32 protein-coding genes are annotated in these 16,454 nt (G+C 66.0%); all 32 read right to left on the bottom strand.

Going from position 1 to position 16,454, the window contains the following annotated elements; translation table 11 throughout:
* Positions 1-31: 31 nt before the first annotated feature.
* Entirely contained in the window at positions 32-637 is a 606-nt protein-coding gene (gene rpsD, locus BLV57_RS27785; RefSeq protein ID WP_091293654.1) for a 30S ribosomal protein S4, read from the bottom strand.
* Positions 638-660: 23 nt separating this feature from the next.
* Complete coding sequence (rpsK, locus tag BLV57_RS27780) at positions 661-1,068, bottom strand: 30S ribosomal protein S11 (RefSeq protein ID WP_091293653.1); 408 nt, start codon at positions 1,066-1,068, stop codon at positions 661-663.
* 18 nt (positions 1,069-1,086) lie between these two features.
* Positions 1,087-1,272: a hypothetical protein gene (locus tag BLV57_RS27775; protein WP_091293651.1), complete on the bottom strand. Its 186-nt coding sequence runs from the start codon at positions 1,270-1,272 to the stop codon at positions 1,087-1,089.
* Positions 1,269-1,649: a 30S ribosomal protein S13 gene (gene rpsM / locus BLV57_RS27770; protein ID WP_091293650.1), complete on the bottom strand. Its 381-nt coding sequence runs from the start codon at positions 1,647-1,649 to the stop codon at positions 1,269-1,271. The genes BLV57_RS27775 and rpsM overlap by 4 nt, the downstream gene beginning before the upstream one ends.
* A gap of 208 nt (positions 1,650-1,857) precedes the next feature.
* The gene (gene rpmJ / locus BLV57_RS27765; protein WP_004558882.1) at positions 1,858-1,971 is read right to left on the bottom strand and encodes a 50S ribosomal protein L36; all 114 of its coding nucleotides are present in this window, start codon (positions 1,969-1,971) and stop codon (positions 1,858-1,860) included.
* A gap of 37 nt (positions 1,972-2,008) precedes the next feature.
* Complete coding sequence (infA, locus tag BLV57_RS27760; protein ID WP_033384191.1) at positions 2,009-2,230, bottom strand: translation initiation factor IF-1; 222 nt, start codon at positions 2,228-2,230, stop codon at positions 2,009-2,011.
* 218 nt (positions 2,231-2,448) lie between these two features.
* The gene (locus BLV57_RS27755; protein WP_091293648.1) at positions 2,449-2,790 is read right to left on the bottom strand and encodes a HepT-like ribonuclease domain-containing protein; all 342 of its coding nucleotides are present in this window, start codon (positions 2,788-2,790) and stop codon (positions 2,449-2,451) included.
* On the bottom strand, positions 2,780-3,073 hold the full coding sequence (locus tag BLV57_RS27750; protein WP_091293647.1) for a nucleotidyltransferase family protein: 294 nt from the start codon (positions 3,071-3,073) through the stop codon (positions 2,780-2,782). Before BLV57_RS27750 ends, BLV57_RS27755 begins: the two co-directional genes overlap by 11 nt.
* A gap of 61 nt (positions 3,074-3,134) precedes the next feature.
* Entirely contained in the window at positions 3,135-3,911 is a 777-nt protein-coding gene (map, locus tag BLV57_RS27745; protein ID WP_091293645.1) for a type I methionyl aminopeptidase, read from the bottom strand.
* 44 nt (positions 3,912-3,955) lie between these two features.
* On the bottom strand, positions 3,956-4,510 hold the full coding sequence (locus tag BLV57_RS27740; protein ID WP_091293644.1) for an adenylate kinase: 555 nt from the start codon (positions 4,508-4,510) through the stop codon (positions 3,956-3,958).
* Positions 4,507-5,814, bottom strand: coding sequence for a preprotein translocase subunit SecY (gene secY / locus BLV57_RS27735; protein ID WP_091294224.1), 1,308 nt, complete (start codon positions 5,812-5,814; stop codon positions 4,507-4,509). The genes BLV57_RS27740 and secY overlap by 4 nt, the downstream gene beginning before the upstream one ends.
* 220 nt (positions 5,815-6,034) lie before the next feature.
* Positions 6,035-6,532, bottom strand: coding sequence for a hypothetical protein (locus BLV57_RS27730; RefSeq protein WP_091293642.1), 498 nt, complete (start codon positions 6,530-6,532; stop codon positions 6,035-6,037).
* Positions 6,533-7,138: 606 nt separating this feature from the next.
* Positions 7,139-7,585 (bottom strand): 50S ribosomal protein L15, encoded by a 447-nt coding sequence (gene rplO / locus BLV57_RS27725; RefSeq protein WP_091293640.1) that lies wholly within the window; start codon positions 7,583-7,585, stop codon positions 7,139-7,141.
* Positions 7,582-7,767 carry a 50S ribosomal protein L30 gene (gene rpmD / locus BLV57_RS27720; protein WP_091293638.1) on the bottom strand — a complete coding sequence of 62 codons (186 nt, stop codon included), beginning with the start codon at positions 7,765-7,767 and terminating at the stop codon, positions 7,582-7,584. Before rpmD ends, rplO begins: the two co-directional genes overlap by 4 nt.
* A 1-nt stretch (position 7,768) precedes the next feature.
* Positions 7,769-8,416 carry a 30S ribosomal protein S5 gene (rpsE, locus tag BLV57_RS27715; RefSeq protein WP_091293637.1) on the bottom strand — a complete coding sequence of 216 codons (648 nt, stop codon included), beginning with the start codon at positions 8,414-8,416 and terminating at the stop codon, positions 7,769-7,771.
* Positions 8,417-8,447: 31 nt separating this feature from the next.
* Entirely contained in the window at positions 8,448-8,855 is a 408-nt protein-coding gene (gene rplR / locus BLV57_RS27710) for a 50S ribosomal protein L18 (RefSeq protein ID WP_091293635.1), read from the bottom strand.
* On the bottom strand, positions 8,852-9,391 hold the full coding sequence (rplF, locus tag BLV57_RS27705; protein ID WP_091293633.1) for a 50S ribosomal protein L6: 540 nt from the start codon (positions 9,389-9,391) through the stop codon (positions 8,852-8,854). Before rplF ends, rplR begins: the two co-directional genes overlap by 4 nt.
* A gap of 16 nt (positions 9,392-9,407) precedes the next feature.
* On the bottom strand, positions 9,408-9,806 hold the full coding sequence (gene rpsH, locus BLV57_RS27700; protein WP_091293631.1) for a 30S ribosomal protein S8: 399 nt from the start codon (positions 9,804-9,806) through the stop codon (positions 9,408-9,410).
* 86 nt (positions 9,807-9,892) lie between these two features.
* Entirely contained in the window at positions 9,893-10,078 is a 186-nt protein-coding gene (locus BLV57_RS27695; protein WP_091293630.1) for a type Z 30S ribosomal protein S14, read from the bottom strand.
* Between the two features lie 4 nt (positions 10,079-10,082).
* Positions 10,083-10,646 (bottom strand): 50S ribosomal protein L5, encoded by a 564-nt coding sequence (gene rplE, locus BLV57_RS27690; protein ID WP_091293628.1) that lies wholly within the window; start codon positions 10,644-10,646, stop codon positions 10,083-10,085.
* The gene (rplX, locus tag BLV57_RS27685) at positions 10,646-10,960 is read right to left on the bottom strand and encodes a 50S ribosomal protein L24 (RefSeq protein WP_091293626.1); all 315 of its coding nucleotides are present in this window, start codon (positions 10,958-10,960) and stop codon (positions 10,646-10,648) included. The genes rplE and rplX overlap by 1 nt, the downstream gene beginning before the upstream one ends.
* 3 nt (positions 10,961-10,963) lie before the next feature.
* Entirely contained in the window at positions 10,964-11,332 is a 369-nt protein-coding gene (gene rplN, locus BLV57_RS27680) for a 50S ribosomal protein L14 (RefSeq protein WP_020668416.1), read from the bottom strand.
* 82 nt (positions 11,333-11,414) lie between these two features.
* Positions 11,415-11,696, bottom strand: coding sequence for a 30S ribosomal protein S17 (rpsQ, locus tag BLV57_RS27675; protein ID WP_091293624.1), 282 nt, complete (start codon positions 11,694-11,696; stop codon positions 11,415-11,417).
* Entirely contained in the window at positions 11,693-11,944 is a 252-nt protein-coding gene (rpmC, locus tag BLV57_RS27670; RefSeq protein WP_091293623.1) for a 50S ribosomal protein L29, read from the bottom strand. The genes rpsQ and rpmC overlap by 4 nt, the downstream gene beginning before the upstream one ends.
* The gene (gene rplP / locus BLV57_RS27665; protein WP_091293621.1) at positions 11,944-12,363 is read right to left on the bottom strand and encodes a 50S ribosomal protein L16; all 420 of its coding nucleotides are present in this window, start codon (positions 12,361-12,363) and stop codon (positions 11,944-11,946) included. Before rplP ends, rpmC begins: the two co-directional genes overlap by 1 nt.
* 1 nt (position 12,364) lies before the next feature.
* Complete coding sequence (gene rpsC / locus BLV57_RS27660; protein ID WP_091293619.1) at positions 12,365-13,204, bottom strand: 30S ribosomal protein S3; 840 nt, start codon at positions 13,202-13,204, stop codon at positions 12,365-12,367.
* Positions 13,204-13,620: a 50S ribosomal protein L22 gene (gene rplV / locus BLV57_RS27655; RefSeq protein WP_091293618.1), complete on the bottom strand. Its 417-nt coding sequence runs from the start codon at positions 13,618-13,620 to the stop codon at positions 13,204-13,206. Before rplV ends, rpsC begins: the two co-directional genes overlap by 1 nt.
* A 28-nt stretch (positions 13,621-13,648) precedes the next feature.
* Entirely contained in the window at positions 13,649-13,930 is a 282-nt protein-coding gene (gene rpsS / locus BLV57_RS27650; protein ID WP_026468892.1) for a 30S ribosomal protein S19, read from the bottom strand.
* Between the two features lie 18 nt (positions 13,931-13,948).
* Entirely contained in the window at positions 13,949-14,785 is an 837-nt protein-coding gene (gene rplB / locus BLV57_RS27645; protein ID WP_091293616.1) for a 50S ribosomal protein L2, read from the bottom strand.
* A 14-nt stretch (positions 14,786-14,799) separates the two neighbouring features.
* Entirely contained in the window at positions 14,800-15,111 is a 312-nt protein-coding gene (gene rplW, locus BLV57_RS27640) for a 50S ribosomal protein L23 (protein WP_091293613.1), read from the bottom strand.
* Positions 15,108-15,794, bottom strand: a complete 687-nt coding sequence (gene rplD, locus BLV57_RS27635) for a 50S ribosomal protein L4 (protein ID WP_091293610.1) — start codon at positions 15,792-15,794, stop codon at positions 15,108-15,110. Before rplD ends, rplW begins: the two co-directional genes overlap by 4 nt.
* Complete coding sequence (gene rplC / locus BLV57_RS27630; RefSeq protein WP_091293608.1) at positions 15,791-16,447, bottom strand: 50S ribosomal protein L3; 657 nt, start codon at positions 16,445-16,447, stop codon at positions 15,791-15,793. Before rplC ends, rplD begins: the two co-directional genes overlap by 4 nt.
* Between the last annotated feature and the right edge of the window lie 7 nt (positions 16,448-16,454).

Raw genomic sequence — 16,454 nt, 5'->3', positions numbered from 1 at the left:
GCGCCGCCGCCCGTATCCAGCCGGGGCCGGATTACTTCGAGTAGAGCTCGACGATCAGCTGTTCCTGAACCGGAACGTCGATCTGCGCGCGCTCCGGCAGCTGGTGGACCAGCACGCGGAGGTTGGACGAGACGACCTGCAGCCACGCCGGGATGGGGCGCTCGCCGAAGGACTCCTTGGCGGCGACGAAGGGCAGCATCGCGAACGACTTCGGCCGCACGTCGATGATGTCCCACTTGGTCACCTGGTACGAAGGCACGTTGACCTTGACGCCGTTGACCAGGAAGTGGCCGTGGCTCACCAGCTGACGCGCCTGACGGCGGGTGCGGGCGATGCCGGCGCGGTAGATCACGTTGTCGAGGCGGGCCTCGAGGATCTGCAGCAGGTTCTCACCGGTCTTGCCAGGACGCCGGACGGCTTCCTTGTAGTACCGGACGAACTGACGCTCGAGCACGCCGTAGGTGTAGCGAGCCTTCTGCTTCTCCTGGAGCTGCAGCAGGTACTCGGACTCCTTGATCCGGCCACGGCCGTGCTGGCCGGGCGGGTAAGGACGACGCTCGAACGCCTGGTCGCCACCCACAAGGTCAACCTTGAGGCGACGGGAAATACGCGTAGCGGGGCCTGTGTAACGAGCCATTTTTTCTTACTCCTCCCCGTTCCTCAGACCCGGCGCCGCTTGGGCGGGCGGCAGCCGTTGTGGGGCTGCGGGGTCACGTCCTGGATGGTGCCGACCTCGAGGCCGGCTGCCTGCAGCGAACGGATCGCGGTCTCGCGGCCGGAGCCGGGACCCTTCACGAACACGTCGACCTTCTTCATGCCGTGCTCCGCGGCCTTGCGGGCGGCGTTCTCGGCGGCCATCTGCGCGGCGAACGGGGTGGACTTACGCGAGCCCTTGAAGCCCACGTGACCACTCGACGCCCACGCGATCACGGCACCGGTCGGGTCCGTGATCGAGACGATGGTGTTGTTGAAGGTGCTCTTGATGTGCGCGTGACCGTGCGCGATGTTCTTCTTTTCCTTGCGCCGGACCTTCTTGGTCCCAGCGCCGGAACGAGTCTTCGGTGGCATTTTCTGGGTGATCTCCTGTTAGCGCGCGTTTTGCTGGTGAGCGGCCTGTGCTTCGCGCTGACCGTTGCGGATGACAGAACCCGCGTCGGTGTACAGCTGGCGAAGGGCCATCGGGCGGGCATAGAGCGCCTTGGGTGAAACGCAAGCCGTGCTGCGGCGGCGAGAGCCACCCATGTGCACGACCTTCTTCCCCTGGACGCTCACTTCTTGCCAGCCTTCTTCTTGCCGGCGACCGTCTTCTTCGGACCCTTGCGGGTACGGGCGTTGGTCTTCGTGCGCTGACCACGGACGGGAAGTCCGCGACGCCAGCGAAGGCCCTCGTAGCACCCGATCTCGATCTTCCGACGGATGTCGGCGTTCACCTCGCGGCGAAGGTCACCCTCGACCTTGAAGTTCTCTTCGATGTGGACCCCGAGCTTGCGGAGGTCCTCATCACTGAGGTCCTTGACGCGGGTGTCCGCGTTCAGTTCCGCAGCCGCGATGAGCTGCTTGGAACGGGTACGGCCGATGCCGTAGATGTAGGTCAGCGCGATCTCCAACCGCTTTTCGCGGGGGAGGTCTACGCCAGCGAGTCGTGCCATTGGCGCTGGTGCTCCTTATCGATTCGTCTCTTCAGGTCTGCTCCCCGTCCGGTTCCAGGGCCGACTCGCTCTGTCGTCCGCCCGCTTGCGCGGTCGGTGCCCTGGCCCCGGCCTGAAGTCCGGGGGTGAAGCCGGACCATGTGCATGGCCCGGCAGGTACGGGGAGGTTTGTGTAGCCGTCAATCCACTCTGTTACGAGTGCGGGCGATCAGCCCTGCCGCTGCTTGTGCCGCAGGTTTTCGCAGATCACCATGATCCGGCCGTGACGGCGGATCACCTTGCACTTGTCGCAGATCTTCTTGACGCTCGGCTGAACCTTCACGTCTCCTGCTCTCCTGCTTGTGCTCTACTCTTCGTGATCACTTGTAGCGGTAGACAATGCGACCACGCGTAAGGTCGTAGGGCGAAAGCTCTACGACGACCCTGTCCTCGGGCAGGATGCGGATGTAGTGCTGCCGCATCTTGCCGCTGATGTGCGCGAGGACCTTGTGACCGTTTTCCAACTCGACGCGGAACATCGCGTTGGGGAGCGGCTCGACTACGCGGCCTTCGACCTCGATGGCCCCGTCTTTCTTGCCCATATCCTCCGCATTTCCTGTCGCTACACTGTGTGACTACTTCGAGCTTCGAGTGCTTGGCTTCGACACACTCCACCCCAGGTCCAATGTGCGTGAGAATTCACGAGCGCGCTGGAACAGGGCGACACGAGTCTGCCGACTTGATAGTGTACGCAACTCGTGTCGCAGCTTCCCAGCGGGGTCCGCCTGTGCTAAACGCGCACGCAAGCGCACACAACGCCCTAGTCGCTGAGATCGTCCAGCACGGCACGAAGCCCCTTGATCAGATCACCGAGCCGGTTGGTCGCGGTCGTGTAGAGGATCTCCAGATCGATCGACCAGTACCCGTGCACGATCCGGTTGCGTGTATCGGCAGGCCTGCGCCAGGCCACTTCGGGATGCTCGGCTTTCAGCTCGTCCGACACCTTCACCGAAGCCTCACCCAGGACGGTGAAGTTCCAGAGCAGCGCATCACGACGTTGCCGGTCGCTTTCGAGTTCATCCAGCGTGATTCCGGTGACCAAGGACCGCGCTTGTTCCGCGGCGTCGATCATCTCGGTGACGAACAGGCGATCACGCCGCATAGACCGGCTTCGATTCCGTCAGCACGTCCTCGCGCAGTAGCGGATGCAGGGCCCTCTTCGAAACCAGATCGACCGGTCGTCCGAAGAACTCGGCGAGCTCGTGCGCCAGGTCCTCGATCTCCCAGCCCAGCTCCACACCGGGACTCAACTCATAGATCAGGTCGATGTCACTCGAAGGCGTGTCTTCGTTCCGAGCCACAGAACCGAACACCGCGAGCCCGGCGACGCCGTACCTCAGGCATATCTCCCGGAGCTTGGCGTGGTCGATGTGATCGAAGCTCATCCTCCCACGCTCCTTCCAGCCGACTGCTAGAAGGAATTCTACTCTCGGGCGGTTGGCGTGCTCAGGAACCTTCGGGGGCGGTGAGGACCCAGGGGCCGTCTTCGGTGATCGCGACCGTGTGCTCCCAGTGGGCCGCGCGCGAGCCGTCGACCGTGACGACCGTCCAGCCGTCGTCGAGTTCGCGGGTCTCGCCGCCGCCGCCGGTGAGCATCGGCTCGATCGCCAGCGCCATGCCGACCTTGAGGCGGGGGCCCTTGCCGGGCTTGCCGACGTTCGGGAGGAACGGGTCCATGTGCATCTGGCGGCCGATGCCGTGGCCGCCGTACTCGAGGATCATCCCGTACTCGACGCCGTCCGCCTCGCCGACCTTTTCGGCCGCGGTCTGGATGGCGTGGGAGATGTCGGTGAGCCTGCCGCCCGGGGTCACCGCTTCGACGCCCGCCCACATCGCGGCCTGGGTGGCCGCGGACAGGGCGAGGTCGGCGTCGGAGACCGCGCCGATGGCCAGTGTCACCGCGGAGTCGCCGTGCCAGCCGTCGAGGATGGCACCGCAGTCGACCGAGATGAGGTCGCCGTCGGCGAGCACCTGGGTCTTGGACGGGATGCCGTGGACGATCTGCTCGTTGACCGAGGCGCAGATGGACGCGGGGAAACCGTGGTAGCCCTTGAAGGACGGGATGGCGCCGGCGTCACGGATGGTCTGCTCGGCGATCTCGTCGAGCTCGGCGGTGCTGACACCGGGTTTCGCGGCCTCGGTGACCAGCGCGAGTGTGCGCGCGACGACCAGTCCCGCCGCGCGCATCGCCTCGAGTTCGCCGTGGGTCTTGACTTCGATCATGCGCCCACGACGGAAAAACTGCAGAACACGCAATCCTCCGAGATTCACTGGCGTTCGCGCAGAGCTTCCAGCACCCGCGAGGAGATCTCGTCGACTTCGCCGACGCCGTCCACGGTGATCAGCTTGTCGGCGTAGTACTCCAGCAGGGGCGCCGTCTCCGACGCGTAGATCTGCTGACGGCGCCGGATGACGTCCTCGGTGTCGTCGCCGCGGCCACGCGAGAGCAGGCGCTCGACCACGACGTCCTCGGCGACATCCAGCTGGATGACCGCGTCGAGCGCCAGGTCGGCGTCGGACAGGATCTGCCCGAGCACCTCGGCCTGCTTGGTGTTGCGGGGGAAGCCGTCGAGCAGGAAGCCGGACTTGGCGTCCGGCTCCGCGAGCCGCTCCCTGACCATCTCGTTGGTGACCGTGTCCGGCACGAGCTCGCCGGAGTCCAGGTACCGCTTGGCCTCCTGGCCGAGCGGCGTCTGGTTGCCGACGTGCGCGCGGAACAGGTCGCCGGTGGAGATGTGCGGGATGCGGAGCTGCTCGGAGAGCGCCACCGCTTGGGTGCCTTTGCCCGCGCCGGGCGGGCCAACGAGAACCAGTCGGGTCACTTCAAGAACCCTTCGTAGTTCCGCTGCATCAGCTGGCTCTCGATCTGCTTAACGGTGTCGAGGCCGACGCCGACCATGATCAGCACGGCCGTGCCACCGAACGGGAAGTTCTGGTTGTTCGACGGGCCGGTGATCGAGAGGAAGAAGTTCGGGAGGATCGCGATGATGCCCAGGTACAGCGAGCCGGGCAGGGTGATCCGGCCGAGCACGAAGCTCAGGTACTCCGCCGTCGGGCGGCCGGGGCGGATGCCCGGGATGAAGCCACCGAACTTCTTCATCTCCTCCGCACGCTCGTCCACGTTGAACGTGATCGTGATGTAGAAGTACGTGAAGAAGATGATCAGCGAGAAGTACAGCAGCACGTGGACCCAGCTGGACTGGTTGACCACGTAGTTCTTGAGGAAGACCTGCCACCCGGAGTTGCTGTTCGGGTCGCCGACGAGGCGGCTGATCAGGTCGGGCAGGTACAGCAGCGACGAGGCGAAGATGACCGGGATGACACCGGCCTGGTTCACCTTGATCGGCAGGTAGGTCGAGGTACCGCCGTACATGCGGCGGCCGATCATGCGCTTGGCGTACTGCACCGGGATCCGGCGCTGGCCCTGCTCGATGAAGATGACGCTCGCGATGATGACGAGGCCGAACACCAGGATCAGCGCGAACACCACACCACCGGAGGACTGCAGGATGTTCATGCCCTCCTGCGGGATGCGGGCCGCGATGTTCAGGAAGATCAGGACGGACATGCCGTTGCCGACGCCGCGCTCGGTGATGAGCTCACCCAGCCACATCATGACGGCGGTGCCCGCGGTCATGGTGATGACGATGATCGCCAGCGTCCAGATGCTGTTGTCCGGGATGACCGGGTCCTTGCAGTCCTGGAACAGCGCACCGCGGTCGGCCAGCGCGACGACGCCGGTGGCCTGCAGGATCGCCAGCGCGACCGTCAGGTACCGGGTGTACTGCGTCAGCTTGGACTGGCCTGCCTGGCCTTCCTTCTTCAGCTCCTCGAACCGGGGAATGACCACGGTGAGCAGCTGGATGATGATGCTCGCGGTGATGTACGGCATGATGCCGGTCGAGAAGATCGACAACTGCAGCAGCGCGCCGCCGCTGAACAGGTTCAGCAGCGAGTAGACGCCCTGTTCCTGTACCGCGTTCTGGCAGGCCTGCACGTTGGGATAGGAGACCCCGGGAGCCGGGGTGACCGCACCGATCCGGTAAATAGCCACGACCATCAGCGTGAACAGGATCTTCTTACGCAGATCCGGCGTCGCGAGAGCCGAGCGGAAGGCGCTGAGCACGCGGGGGACCTCCTCGGCGTCGTCGGCCATCGAACCGACGAACGGCTTAGCCGGCACTGCGTCCGGCGGGAACACAAGCTCACTGGCAGGCAAGCCAGGAACGCTTCGGGGCACACTCGTCCCGAAGCGTGTCGCCGACTCTAACAGCTTCACGGACCGTGCCCGCAATGTGTGCGGCTTTTACCTACTCAGGTAGGTCGGGACGGATTTCAGGTCAGGCTTAAAAGGGCATGTCGCCACCTTTGGTGTCGATCATCGGGACCTCCGGTTCGACCGTCTGGCCCTGGGCCTGTTCGCTCCCGGCGTAACTCGCCAGGCAGGCGGCGAAGCCGATCAGAAAGGCTCCGACGGCCAGCCAGAAGCCGAGCCCTGGCGTGGTGCCGTTCGAATTGAAGGCTTGTAAACCCAGAGTGAGCAGATACCCGCCCAAGAATGCCGTGCCCGCGACCACCGGTCCCCTGGCGCCCCTGAGGCCGCCCAGCAACAGCAGCAGCGCAGCCACCACGGGCGCGAGGCCGTTCAGCGAGCCTTGGCCCGGTCTCTTCGTCCCCGGCGCTTCCGGATCGACGGCTTCGAGCCACCAGCCGGTGGCGGTCAGGTCGAGGGACGTACGGCCGCTCAGGCTGACGTGGGTGACCAGCTGCGGCAGGAACGTCGCGGCCACGGCCACCGCGGCGGCCACCACCCCGAGCACGAGAATGAGCTTCTTCTTCGCCATGGGGCCGAATCCTGCCAGCCCGCCTCCCGCTGGGGGTCGTGAGTGGTATCGCCGGTTCTAACCGGCGAAAACACTCACGACCCCGTTCTCGGTGGGTTCGCCCGCACCACGCGTGTGGCCTGGCTTGGGTGAGGGAGGCCCTCACCCAAAACGTGCAGTGAGGGCCTCCTTCACCCGCATATCTGGGTGAGGGAGGCCCTCACCACCTTGGGTTGGGTGAGGGAGGCCCTGACTCGGCTGCCTGGTGCACGGCCGGAACACTCACGACCCCGCGCTATCGAGCGGGCTTTGGGCGGGCGGGGGCGCTGGGGGTCGTGAGCGTTGCGGGCGGTTAGAACCGTCCGCAACGCTCACGACCCCCAGCGCCCACAAGTCAAGCAAGTTGACTGAGGTGGATTTGCGGCGTTGAACGACCCATTTCCCACTCAGTCAACCGGCCTGACCCTTGCACGGAGGCGGTCAGCCACCGCGAGCGGAAGTAATCCGGCCGTTCTCGGGGGTCGTGAGTGGTACGGCCGGTTCTAACCGGCGAAAACACTCACGACCCCCGAGCAAGCGAAAGGCCCCGCACTCCCGAGGGAGTGCGGGGCCTTCGCGGCGTAAAACCTACAGCGCGGTGGCGGAGCCACCGGCGGCTTCGAGCTTCGCCTTGGCGGAGCCGGAGAAACCGTCGGCGGTGACGTCGAGCTTGACGCCGTTGACCTCACCGTTGCCGAGGACCTTGACGAGCTTGCCCTTGCGGACGAGACCGTTCGCCACGAGCTCCTCGGTGCCGACCTTGCCACCGTCCGGGAAGACGCGGGCGATGTCGCCCACGTTCACCGGCTGGTACTCGGTGCGGAAGCGGTTCTTGAAGCCGCGAAGCTTCGGGAGCCGCATGTGGATGGGCATCTGCCCACCCTCGAAGCCGGCGGGCACGTTCTTGCGGGCCTTGGTGCCCTTGGTGCCGCGACCGGCCGTCTTGCCCTTCGAGCCTTCACCACGGCCGACACGAGTCTTCTCGGTCTTGGCGCCCGGGGCCGGGCGCAGGTGGTGGATCTTGATGGCCGTCATGCCTTGACCTCCTCGACCTCCACGAGGTGGCGGACCGTGTGGATCAGGCCGCGAACCTCGGGGGTGTCTTCACGCACGACGCTCTGGCGGATCTTGCGCAGCCCGAGGGTGCGCATCGACTCGCGGTGAGCGTGCTTCGTGCCGATGGTGCTCTTGACCTGGGTGACCTTGACCTGTGCCATGTCAGACCCCCTGGCCTGCGCGCTGACGCAGCATCCGGGCCGGAGCGACGTCCTCGAGCGGAAGACCGCGGCGGGCCGCGACCTCTTCGGGACGCTGCAGGCCCTTCAGGGCCGCGACGGTGGCGTGCACGATGTTGATCGCGTTGTCGGAGCCGAGCGACTTCGACAGCACGTCGTGGACACCGGCGCACTCCAGCACCGCGCGGACCGGGCCACCGGCGATGACACCGGTACCGGCGCTGGCCGGACGCAGGAGCACCACACCGGCGGCTTCCTCACCCTGGATGGGGTGCGGGATGGTGCCGGCGACGCGAGGAACGCGGAAGAAGTTCTTCTTCGCCTCCTCGACGCCCTTGGCGATGGCCGCGGGAACTTCCTTGGCCTTGCCGTAGCCGACGCCGACCTGGCCGTCGCCGTCACCGACGACGACGAGGGCGGTGAAGCTGAACCGGCGGCCACCCTTGACGACCTTGGCGACACGGTTGATCGCCACGACCTTCTCAAGGTGCGGGGTCTTCTCCTGGCCGGCCCCGCCACGGCCGCTGTCGCGACGATCCCGGCCGCCACCGCGGCGTTCATTGCGGTCGTTGCCGCCCTGCCCGCCGGGTCCGCCCTGTCCGCCGCCGAATTGCCGTGTACGTCCCGGCATCAGGCTTTCCTTCCGTTAACAAGCTGCTGCATCAGAATTCCAACCCCGCTTCGCGGGCGGCGTCGGCCAGCGCGGCGATCCGGCCGTGGTAGGCGTTGCCACCACGGTCGAACACCACGGAGGAGACGCCAGCGCTCTTGGCGCGAGCCGCGATCAGCTCGCCGACCTTGGCGGACTTGGCCTTCTTGTCGCCGTCCAGCGCACGGACATCCGCCTCGAGGGTGGACGCCGACGCCAGGGTGTGACCGGTCAGGTCGTCGATCAGCTGAACCGCGATGTGGCGCGAGGACCGCTTGACCGACAGCCGCGGACGCTGGTCCGTGCCGCTGATCTTCTTGCGAAGACGGAAGTGCCGACGGGCCTTCGCCACGCGACGCCGGGTCGAGATGTCCTTGCCGACCGGCTTGCGCTTGGTAGTAGTCGTGTCGCTCATGATCACTTACCCGTCTTTCCGACCTTGCGGCGGATCTTTTCACCCTCGTAGCGCAGGCCCTTGCCCTTGTACGGGTCCGGGCGACGCAGCTTGCGGATGACCGCGGCGATCTGGCCGACCTTCTGCTTGTCGATACCCGAGACCGAGAACCGGGTGGGGGTGTCCACCTTGAAGGTGATGCCCTCCGGGGCCTCGATCTTGACCGGGTGGCTGTAGCCGAGAGCGAACTCGAGGTCCGAGCCCTTGGCCGCGACACGGTAACCGACGCCGTGGATCTCGAGCTTCTTCTCGTACCCCTTGGTGACACCGACAACCAGGTTGTCGATCAGGGTACGGGTGAGGCCGTGCAGTGCCTTGCTCGTGCGCTCGTCGTTCGGACGCTTCACCAGCAGTGCGCCATCTTCGTCGCGCTCGACGGTGATGGGCTCGGCGATGGTGTGCTCCAGGGTGCCCTTGGGCCCCTTGACCTTGATCTGCTGACCATCGATGGTCACCTCGACCCCGGAGGGGACGGCGACCGGCAGCTTTCCGATGCGTGACATGTCTGTGCCCCCTTCCTTACCAGACGTAGGCGAGGACTTCGCCGCCCACGCTGTTGCGCTTGGCCTGACGGTCGGTCTGAAGGCCGTTCGACGTCGAGATGATCGCGACGCCGAGGCCACCCAGAACGGACGGCAGTTCGGTCGATTTTGCGTAGACCCGCAGGCCGGGCTTGGACACGCGCCGGAGACCGGCGATGCTGCGCTCACGGTTGGGGCCGTACTTGAGCTCGACGATCAGGTTCTTGTGCTTCTCGCCCGGCTCGTCGCGGTAGCCCGCGATGTAACCCTCACGCTTGAGGATCTCGGCGATGTTCGCCTTGAGCTTGGAGTGGGGAAGCACGACCTCGTCGTGGTACGCCGAGTTCGCGTTACGCAGACGAGTCAAGAAGTCTGCGATGGGGTCGGTCATCGTCATGGTGACCTGTCAACCTTTCTCGCCTGGTTCCCCGCCGGCCGAAGCCGGCGGGGCCTGTGGCGAATTGGGAGTTTAGAAAAAGCCTCTTACCAGCTGGACTTGCGAACGCCGGGGAGTTCGCCCGCGTGTGCCATCTCGCGAAGGCAGATACGGCAGAGCCCGAACTTGCGGAACACCGAGTGCGGCCTGCCGCAACGCTGGCAGCGGGTGTACGCACGGACGGCGAACTTCGGCTTCTTCGAGGCCTTGTGGACCAGTGCTTTCTTGGCCATCGGCTCAGTTCTCCTTGAACGGGAAGCCGAGCTTGCGCAGCAGCGCCCGGCCCTCGTCGTCGGTGTTGGCGGTGGTGACAACGGTGACGTCCATACCGCGCGGGCGGTCGACGGCGTCCGGGTTGATCTCGTGGAACATCGTCTGCTCGTTGAGACCGAAGGTGTAGTTGCCGTTGCCGTCGAACTGCTTGGCCGAAAGACCGCGGAAGTCACGGATACGCGGCAGCGAGATGGTCAGCAGCCGGTCCAGGAACTCCCACATGCGGTCGCCGCGCAGCGTGACGCGCGCGCCGATCGGCTGACCCTCACGCAGCTTGAACTGCGCGATGGACTTGCGGGCCTTGCGGACCTCGGGCTTCTGGCCCGTGATCGCGGTCAGGTCCTTGATGGCGCCGTCGATCAGCTTGCTGTCACGGGCGGCGTCGCCGACACCCATGTTGACGACAACCTTGACCACGCCAGGGATCTGGTGCACGTTCGCGAAGTCGAACTCCGCCTGCAGCTGACCCTTGATCTCTTCGCGGTACCGGACCTTGAGGCGCGGCAGCGTCTTCTCTGCGGTGGTCATCAGATGTCCTTACCGTTCCTGCGCGAGACACGGACCTTCTTGCCGTCCTCGCCGATGCGGTAGCCCACCCGGGTCGGCTTGCCGTCGGAATCGACGACCTGCACGTTCGACACGTGGATGGGGGCTTCCTGGGTGACGATGCCACCGGACTGCGCACCACGCTGGGTCTGGGTGATCCGGGTGTGCTTCTTGATCCGGTTCACGCCTTCGACGAGCACCCGGTCGCGCTCGGGGTAGGCCTGAATGACCTTGCCCTTGGCGCCCTTGTCCTTGCCGGCGATGACGACGACCGTGTCGCCCTTCTTCACCTTCATGCTCTACAACACCTCCGGCGCGAGCGAAATGATCTTCATGAACTTTCGGTCGCGCAGCTCGCGGCCCACCGGGCCGAAGATGCGGGTGCCACGGGGCTCATTGTCGTTCTTGATGAGCACAGCGGCGTTCTCGTCGAAGCGGATGTAGGAACCGTCCGGACGACGACGCTCCTTACGCGTGCGGACGATGACCGCCTTGACGACGTCGCCCTTCTTCACCCCGGCAGCCGGGATGGCGTCCTTCACGGTGGCGACGATGATGTCGCCGATACCCGCGTAGCGCCGCCCAGAGCCACCGAGAACGCGGATGCAGAGGATTTCCTTCGCACCCGTGTTATCGGCTACCCGAAGCCGCGACTCCTGCTGGATCACGTCTACTCCTGTATGTCGCGCCGGTTCTCGCCCCCGAGGGGGCGAGCCTTGCGGAACTAAGGGACTCTCGGAAGAGCCCTACTTACTTGGCCTTCTCCACGATCTGCACCAGACGCCAACGCTTGCTGGCCGAAAGCGGACGGGTCTCCATCAGGGTGACCCGGTCGCCGACGCCGGCTTCGTTGTTCTCGTCGTGCACCTTGACCTTGCTGGTGCTGCGCAGAACCTTGGAGTAACGGCGGTGCTTCTTGCGGTCCTCGAGCTCGACCACGATCGTCTTGTTCATCTTGTCCGAGACGACGTAGCCCTCGCGGACCTTACGGTCGTTGCGGCCCGCGGCCTCGGTGTTGAGCTCCTCGCTCATGCCACACCTTCACTCTCGGCATCGGGGGAAACAGACAGGCCGAGTTCACGCTCACGCATGACGGTGTAGATCCGCGCGATGTCCGTACGCACCGTGCGCAGGCGCCGGTTGTTGTCCAGCTGCCCGGTCGCCATCTGGAAGCGGAGGTTGAACAGCTCCTCCTTGTATTCCTTCAGACGCAGCACGAGCTCTTCAGCGGTGAGCTCACGAAGCTCTGACGCCACAGCGGCACCAGCCTTGCTCGCCATCAGAACTCACCACCTTCACGGGTCACGATTCGGCACTTCATGGGCAGTTTGTGGATCGCGCGGCGCAGCGCCTCGCGAGCCGTCTCCTCGTTCGGGAAAGAGATCTCGAACATGACGCGGCCCGGCTTGACGTTGGCGATCCACCACTCGGGCGAACCCTTACCGGAACCCATGCGGGTTTCCGCGGGCTTCTTGGTGAGGGGACGGTCCGGGTAGATCGTCGTCCACACCTTGCCGCCACGCTTGATGTGACGGGTCATGGCGATACGAGCGGACTCGATCTGGCGGTTGGTCACGTAGCTGTGCTCAAGCGCCTGGATGCCGTACTCGCCGAAGCTCACCCTGGTGCCGCCCTTGGCAGCGCCCGCGCGCTTCGGGGAGTGCTGCTTCCGGTGCTTGACCCTGCGTGGGATAAGCACGTCAGCCCTCCGTCTTTTCAGTCGACTCGGGCGCCGAAGCGGTGGCCACGGGGGCCTGTGCTTCCTGCGCCGCGGCCCGGCCGGCCTCGGTCGAGGTGGGGGTGGTGCCCGACGCGCCGGAACGACGCGGGCGGGCGGGACGGTCACCGCGGTCGCGGCGCGGGGCGCGCTCGGCGGCGGCGGCAGCGTCACGCGCTTCCTTCGCCTTGAGCCCGCCGACGATCTCGCCCTTGTAGATCCACACCTTCACGCCGATGCGACCGAACGTCGTCTTGGCCTCGAAGAAGCCGTAGTCGATGTCGGCGCGCAGCGTGTGCAGCGGGACGCGGCCATCGCGGTAGTGCTCGGAGCGGGACATCTCGGCACCGCCGAGACGACCGCCGCACTGCACGCGGATGCCCTTGACCTGCGGCGAGCGCATGGAGGTCTGGAGCGCCTTGCGCATCGCGCGGCGGAACGCCACGCGGTTCGACAGCTGCTCCGCCACACCCTGCGCGACCAGCTGGGCGTCGGCCTCGGGGTTCTTGACCTCGAGGATGTTCAGCTGGACCTGCTTGGAGGTCAGCTTCTCCAGCGCGCCACGGATCCGGTCGGCCTCGGCGCCGCGGCGGCCGATGACGATGCCCGGACGGGCGGTGTGGATGTCGACGCGGACGCGGTCACGGGTGCGCTCGATCTCGACCTTGGAGATGCCGGCGCGCTCCATGCCCGTGGACAGCAGCTTCCGGATCTTGACGTCCTCGGCCACGTACTCCGCGTACTGCTTGTCGGCGTACCAGCGGGACTTCCAGTCCGTGGTGATACCCAGGCGGAAGCCGTGCGGGTTGATCTTCTGGCCCACTACCGGCCACCTGCCTTCTTCTTGCCCTGCTGTGCCTTCGGCGCTGCCTTGGGACGGCTCTCCACCTCGACGGTGATGTGGCTCGTCCGCTTGCGGATCCGGTACGCGCGGCCCTGGGCCCGCGGGCGGATGCGCTTGAGGGTCGGGCCCTCGTCGGCGTACGCGTTCTTGACCCAGAGGGTGTCCGGGTCCAGCTGGAGGTTGTTCTCGGCGTTGGCCACGGCGCTCGCGAGCACCTTCGCGACCGGCTCGCTCGCCGCCTGGGGGGCGAAACGGAGCACGGCCAAGGCGTCGGCGGCGCTACGTCCCTTGATGAGCTCGATGACCCGACGCACCTTGGTAGGCGAGTCGCGGACAAAGCGAGCCCGCGCGTAAGCCACAGGCAGAGCCTCGGCCACGTCGTTCTGGGCGTTCATCGCTAGTTCCTTGTTCTCTCGTGCCCGCTCAGCGGCGGCGCGACTTCCGGTCGTCCTTGATGTGACCCTTGAAGGTGCGGGTCGGGGCGAACTCGCCCAGCTTGTGACCCACCATCGCCTCGGTGACGAACACCGGGACGTGCTTACGGCCGTCGTGCACCGCGATCGTGTGACCCAGGAAATCCGGGATGATCGTGGAACGACGCGACCAGGTCTTGATGACGGTCTTCTTGCCCGACTCGTTGAGAACGTCCACCTTCTTGAGCAGGTGGTCGTCCACGAAGGGGCCCTTTTTCAGGCTACGTGGCATGTGCTTCTACCTCCCTGCTCAGCGCTTGTTCTTGCCGGTGCGACGGCGGCGGACGATGAGAGCGTCCGAAGCCTTGCGGCGACGGGTGCGGCCCTCGGGCTTACCGTTCGGGTTGACCGGGTGGCGACCACCGGAGGTCTTACCCTCACCACCACCATGCGGGTGGTCGACCGGGTTCATGACGACACCACGGACCGTGGGGCGCTTGCCGCGCCAGCGGTTACGGCCGGCCTTGCCCCAGTTGATGTTCGAGTGCTCGGAGTTGCCGACCTCGCCGATGGTGGCGCGGTTGCGGACGTCCACGTTGCGGATCTCGCCCGAGGGGAGACGCAGCTGGGCGTACGGACCGTCCTTGGCGACGAGCTGCACCTTCACACCGGCGGACCGGGCGATCTTCGCGCCGCCACCGGGGCGGAGCTCGATCGCGTGGATCACGGTACCGACGGGGATGTTGCGCAGCGGCAGGTTGTTGCCCGGCTTGATGTCGGCGCGGGGGCCGTTCTCGACCGTGTCACCCTGCTTCAGCTTCTCCGGCGCGATGATGTAGCGCTTCTCGCCGTCGGCGTAGTGCAGGAGCGCGATACGAGCGGACCGGTTGGGGTCGTACTCGATGTGCGCGACCTTGGCGGGAACGCCGTCCTTGTCGTTCCGGCGGAAGTCGATCAGCCGGTACGCGCGCTTGTGGCCGCCACCCTTGTGCCGGGTGGTGATCTTGCCGGACGCGTTACGGCCGCCGGTCTTGCTCAGCGGGCGCAGCAGCGACTTCTCCGGGGTCGACCGAGTGATCTCGGCGAAGTCGGAGACGCTGGAGCCACGACGGCCCGGCGTCGTCGGCTTGTACTTACGGATACCCATGTCAGCTCAGTCCTTTACGCCGCGGGTCCGCCGAAGATCTCGATCGGCTTGCTCTCAGCCGAAAGAGTCACGACAGCGCGCTTGGTGTCCTTGCGCTTACCGAAACCGGTGCGGGTCCGCTTGCGCTTTCCGTTGCGGTTCAACGTGTTCACGCTGACGACCTTGACGCCGAACACCTTCTCGACCGCGATCTTGATCTGGGTCTTGTTGGCGTCGGGGCGCACGACGAACGTGTACTTGTGGTCCTCGAGCAGCCCGTAGGACTTCTCGGAGATCACCGGCGCGAGCAAGATGTCGTGGTAGTCAGGAATGGCGATCGCACTCACTGCTCGTCACTCCCTTCGAGCTCGCTCGACCGTGCGACGGCCTTCGCGCTCTTGCCCCTGGCGGGACCGGCGACGAAAACGTCGTAAGCGGCCTTGGTGAACACCACGTCGTCGTTGACCAGCACGTCATAGGTGTTGAGCTGGTCCGGCGTGATCAGGTGAAGTTCGGCCAGGTTCTGGGCCGAACGCCAGCTCAGGTCGTCGTCGCGGTGCAGGACCACGAGGACGCGCTTGGCCTGAGTGATGGCCTTGATGGCGGTCTTGGCCGACTTGGTGGACGGCTTGTCGCCGGTCACCAGCTCGGTCACGATGTGCAGCTGGCCGTTGCGCACCCGGTCGGAGAGGGCGCCACGCAGGGCGGCGGCCTTCATCTTCTTCGGGGTCCGCTGGCTGTAGTCACGCGGCTGCGGGCCGTGGACGACGCCACCACCGACGAACTGCGGCGCACGGGTCGAACCCTGGCGGGCGCGGCCGGTGCCCTTCTGGCGGTACGGCTTCTTGCCACCACCGGAGACCTCGCCACGGGTCTTCGTGGAGTGCGTGCCCTGGCGGGCCGCGGCCAGCTGGCCGATGACCACCTGGTGCATGAGGGCCACGTTGGCCTGCACGTCGAAGATCTCGGCGGGCAGCTCCACGGAACCTTCCGCGGCGCCGGCCGGGGTCTTCAGCTCGAGCGTGCTCATTCGGTGACACCACCCTTCACGGCGTTGCGGACGAACACGACGCCGCCCTTGGGGCCGGGGACGGCGCCCTTGATGAGGAGCAGGCCGTCTTCGGCACGCACGGCGTGCACGGTGAGGCCCTGCGTGGTGACCTTGTCCTGGCCCATGCGGCCGGCCATGCGAACGCCCTTGAAGACGCGGCCGGGGGTGGCGCAGCCACCGATGGAACCGGGACGGCGGTGCACGGCCTGCGCACCGTGGGAAGCGCCCTGGCCCTTGAAGCCGTGGCGCTTCATGACACCGGCGTAGCCCTTGCCCTTGCTGGTGCCGGTCACGTCGACCTCGGCGCCAGCGGCGAACACCTCAGCGGTGATCTCCTGGCCGATCTCGTAGGTCTCCGCGTCGGTCGTGCGCAGCTCGGCGAGGTAGCGCCGCGGCGTAACACCGGCCTTGTTGAAGTGGCCCGTCTCGGGCTTGTTGACCTTGCGCGGGTCAACGGCGCCGAACGCCAGCTGGACGGCGGTGTAGCCGTCCGTTTCCTTGGTACGTACCTGAGTGACCACGTTGGGTCCGGCCTGTACGACGGTCACCGGGATGATCCGGTTGTTCTCGTCGAAGACCTGGGTCATGCCGAGCTTGGTGCCCAGGATGCCCTTCACTTGCCTGTCAGACATGATGTCT

It is taken from the genome of Amycolatopsis xylanica (genome assembly GCF_900107045.1).
Lineage (GTDB): Bacteria > Actinomycetota > Actinomycetes > Mycobacteriales > Pseudonocardiaceae > Amycolatopsis > Amycolatopsis xylanica.
Note: the sequence above shows the minus strand (reverse complement) of the source record. Positions and strands in the feature narration are given on the sequence as shown.